Genomic DNA, 807 nt, shown 5'->3' on the forward strand with positions numbered 1-807 from the left:
TCTCCTTCTTCACAAAGAGCCCTTGTTTCACATGTAATACGTTATTTTCAACCCAATATGTTGTGTAATACCATTTTTCAAACGCTGAAAAGATGGTAAGTAAACCGAATGCAGCGGGAATTAAATACCAAAACGGGAACTTTCCGTTTAAACTAAACATAAAAATAATGAGTGGTATAAAATCTGTTATTTTTAATTCTAATAACATCGTAATGGGATGCTGCCTCTTATACATCCTCATCACTCACTTTCGCTAATTCTGCAATTTTCGTTTTCAACATTTCTGCTTCATACATCGTTAAGCCTGGGATGCTGTGAGAAGTTGCCGCTGTTGAAATGTGTAATTCTGCTAATCCATATTTCCTCATAATTGGCCCTTGTTCAATCGTCACGTGCTGCACACGAATCATCGGTACTAATACGCGCTTTACGACGAAAAGACCGTGCTGAATTTCAAGTTCTTCTTCATTTAGTTGATAGCTATAATAACGCTGACGAAGTTTCGGGAATACGAAGTACTCAAATGGTGCTAGTGCAACCGTTAAGCCGATTAACACGTACAAAATCCACGCCCACCAATCAAACTTTATCATGAGGAAAAGGTAAGCTAAAATGACAAGAATACCGATCCCTTCTTCAATTACAGCACGAACTTTCCACACCTTGACCATGTCAGGATGAATTTCATTTTTCAATGGATCCATGTAACCACTCCAAATCTAGTAATCTAATATACGAATACTCTCAAACTATATTTTACATAACTTTACAGAAAATTGTAATTTAATTATCTTTCTTCTCAGGGAT

Annotated in this window: 1 protein-coding gene and 1 pseudogene; both read right to left on the minus strand. The window is 36.6% G+C overall.

Going from position 1 to position 807, the window contains the following annotated elements:
• Window positions 1-235, minus strand: a pseudogene (locus DN393_RS31155) (PH domain-containing protein); the annotation flags it as partial.
• Window positions 228-704 carry a PH domain-containing protein gene (locus DN393_RS31160; RefSeq protein ID WP_064473826.1) on the minus strand — a complete coding sequence of 159 codons (477 nt, stop codon included), beginning with the start codon at window positions 702-704 and terminating at the stop codon, window positions 228-230. The gene DN393_RS31160 and the pseudogene DN393_RS31155, both read right to left, overlap by 8 nt.
• Between the last annotated feature and the right edge of the window lie 103 nt (window positions 705-807).

The organism is Bacillus sp. BPN334 (genome assembly GCF_008368885.1).
GTDB lineage: Bacteria > Bacillota > Bacilli > Bacillales > Bacillaceae_G > Bacillus_A > Bacillus_A wiedmannii.

Excerpts from the sequence above, each read along its gene's own strand:
- DN393_RS31160 (WP_064473826.1), bottom strand. The coding sequence starts at position 704 with ATGGATCCATTGAAAAATGAAATTCATCCTGACATGGTCAAGGTGTGG.